1 protein-coding gene is annotated in these 3,220 nt (G+C 45.8%); it reads left to right on the top strand.

The features are described 5' to 3' along the window. A partial coding sequence (gene mfd, locus ACFFAP_RS30280; protein WP_375514683.1) for a transcription-repair coupling factor occupies nucleotides 1-3,220 on the top strand: 3,220 nt, incomplete at both ends.

The raw sequence follows: 3,220 nt of genomic DNA, 5'->3' as shown, positions 1-3,220 counted from the left end.
GGACTGGGGAATGGGGACTAGGAGGACAAGAGGGAATTATTGAAAAAGTTACTCCCTTGTCTGTTCCCAATTCCCAATTTCCAATCCCCAATCCCAGAGCAAAGCGACCCTTGGCAATTGTTGCTACTCAAGGGGCGCTGCAACCCCACTTACCACCACCAGAAGCTTTTGGGCAATTCTGTCTTACCTTGAAGCGGGGGATGGAATTAGACTTGAATGCCTTCAGTGAGAAAATAACCATTCTGGGGTACGAACGAGTACCTCTGGTGGAAATAGAAGGACAGTGGAGCCGACGGGGCGATATTGTTGATGTGTACCCAGTTTCATCTGAGTTTCCAGTCCGGCTAGAATGGTTTGGTGATGAAATCGAGCAAATGCGGGAATTTGACCCAGCAACCCAACGTTCCGCCCTCGACAAAGTTGATCAGTTAATTCTTACCCCCACTAGCTTTGCTCCCATCATCATGGCGGCACTGAAAAATAGTTATAAGTTAGGAGTTATGAGTTATGAGTTAAATTCTGACTCAGAACTTAGCACTCAGAACTCATCATTATTGGAGGGTAGTCGTCGCTTTCTGGGGTTGGCTTTCGAGCAACCAGCGTCCCTGCTAAACTACTTATCAGAAAATACCCTGATTGCCATTGATGAACCAGAACAGTGTCATGCTCATAGCGATCGCTGGGTAGAAAATGCCGAGGAACAATGGAGAATGGGGCATGGGGAAGAATCTACCTCTACTCCCCTAACATTGCCGAAGATTCACCGTTCTTTTGATGAGTGTTTGGCTGATGTTGCCAGGTTTAAAACCTTATATTTTTCGGAACTGTCAGAGGAAAATGATGGGATCAATCTTGCCAGCCGTCCTGTTCCAGTCACGCCGCACCAGTTTGCTAAACTAGCTGAAACCATCCGCCAAGAACGCGATCGCAATTTTTCGATCTGGCTGCTTTCTGCTCAACCTTCGCGTTCCGTCTCGCTATTGCAAGAACATGACTGTCCGGCTCAGTTTATCCCCAATCCCCGCGACTACCAAGCAATAGATAAGCTGCAAATAAATCATACTCCCATAGCCCTAAAATATTCTGGTCTGGCGGAACTAGAAGGTTTTATCCTGCCTACTTACCGATTGGTAATTGTTACAGATCGGGAATTTTTTGGGCAGCATTCATTGGCGACTCCCGGCTATATCCGCAAGCGTCACAAAGCTACTTCTAAACAAGTTGATCCTAATAAGCTGCGTCCAGGCGATTATGTGGTTCACAGAAATCATGGTGTTGGCAAATTTGTCAAGCTGGAAAGTTTGACAATTAATAACGAAACCCGTGATTATTTGGTGGTGCAGTATGCTGACGGGTTACTTAGAGTCGCAGCCGATCAAGTAGGTGCTTTATCCAGGTTCCGCGCCGCAGGTGATAAAGCACCGGAACTCAACAGGATGACCGGTAAAGCTTGGGAAAATACCAAGAATAAAGTCCGCAAAGCGATTAGGAAATTGGCGGTGGACTTGTTGAAACTGTATGCAGCGCGATCGCAACAACAAGGTTTTAGCTTCCCAAGTGATATGCCTTGGCAAGAGGAATTAGAAGATTCTTTCCCCTACCAACCCACAACGGATCAACTCAAAGCTGTCCAAGATGTAAAACGCGACATGGAAAGCGATCGTCCAATGGATCGCTTAGTTTGTGGCGATGTCGGTTTTGGGAAGACGGAAGTGGCGATTCGTGCTGTTTTTAAAGCAGTCATCGCCGGTAAACAAGTGGCACTCCTTGCGCCAACGACTATTTTAACACAGCAGCATTACCATACACTCAAAGAACGTTTTGCTCCCTACCCGGTAAATGTCGGTTTGCTCAACCGTTTTCGGTCTGCTGAAGAACGCCGCGATATTCAAAAGCGATTGGCAACGGGTGAATTAGATGTAGTAATTGGTACGCACCAACTTTTAGGTAAAGGCGTGACATTCCGGGATTTAGGACTGTTGGTGGTGGATGAAGAACAACGATTTGGGGTGAACCAGAAAGAGAAAATTAAAAGCTTGAAAACTCAGGTCGACGTGCTAACCCTCTCCGCCACTCCCATTCCCCGGACTTTGTATATGTCTTTGTCGGGAATTCGGGAAATGAGTTTGATTACTACACCACCCCCAACCAGACGGCCGATTAAAACCCATCTTTCACCAATAAATTCTGAAAGTATCCGCACTGCAATTCGTCAAGAATTAGACAGAGGAGGACAGGTTTTTTATGTAGTTCCACGAGTAGACGGAATTGAAGAGACAACAGCGAATTTACGAGAAGTTATACCGGGTGCTAGGTTTGCGATCGCTCACGGTCAAATGGATGAAAGCGAGTTAGAATCAACCATGCTCACTTTCAGTAATGGCGATGCAGATATCCTTGTTTGTACGACAATTATTGAATCTGGCTTAGATATTCCGCGAGTCAACACCATCTTAATTGAAGATGCTCACCGCTTTGGTTTGGCACAGTTGTATCAATTACGCGGTCGTGTGGGACGTGCAGGTATCCAAGCTCATGCTTGGTTATTTTATCCAAAGCAACGAGCATTATCTGACGCAGCACGGCAACGATTACGAGCAATTCAGGAATTTACTCAGTTAGGTTCTGGATATCAACTGGCGATGCGTGATATGGAAATCAGAGGCGTGGGTAACTTGCTCGGTGCAGAACAATCCGGTCAAATGGATGCCATCGGTTTTGATTTATACATGGAAATGCTGGAAGAAGCAATTCGGGAAATCCGAGGACAAGAAATTCCGAAAGTGGAGGATACTCAGATTGACCTCAACCTGACGGCGTTTATTCCAGCAGATTACATTACCGATTTAGATCAAAAGATGAGTGCATACCGGGCGGTGGCGACAGCTAAATCTAAATCAGAATTAAAGCAGATTGCTGCCGAGTGGAGCGATCGCTATGGTAGTTTACCAGTGCCTGCAAATCAACTTTTGCGAGTTATGGAACTCAAACAGTTAGCGAAAAAACTCGGATTTAGCCGCATCAAACCAGAAAACAAACAGCACGTTGTTTTAGAAACGCCAATGGAGGAACCCGCTTGGAATTTGTTGGCGGCGAATTTACCAGACAATCTCAAAACACGCTTTGTGTATTCTCCAGGTAAAGTGACGGTGCGGGGGTTAGGAGTTTTTAAAGCAGATCAACAATTGCAGAATTTGATTGATGCTTTCGGGAGAATGCA

Origin of the sequence: uncultured Nostoc sp. (genome assembly GCF_964245575.1) — a bacterium.
GTDB lineage: Bacteria > Cyanobacteriota > Cyanobacteriia > Cyanobacteriales > Nostocaceae > Nostoc.
This window is presented reverse-complemented; position numbering and strand designations above follow the sequence as displayed.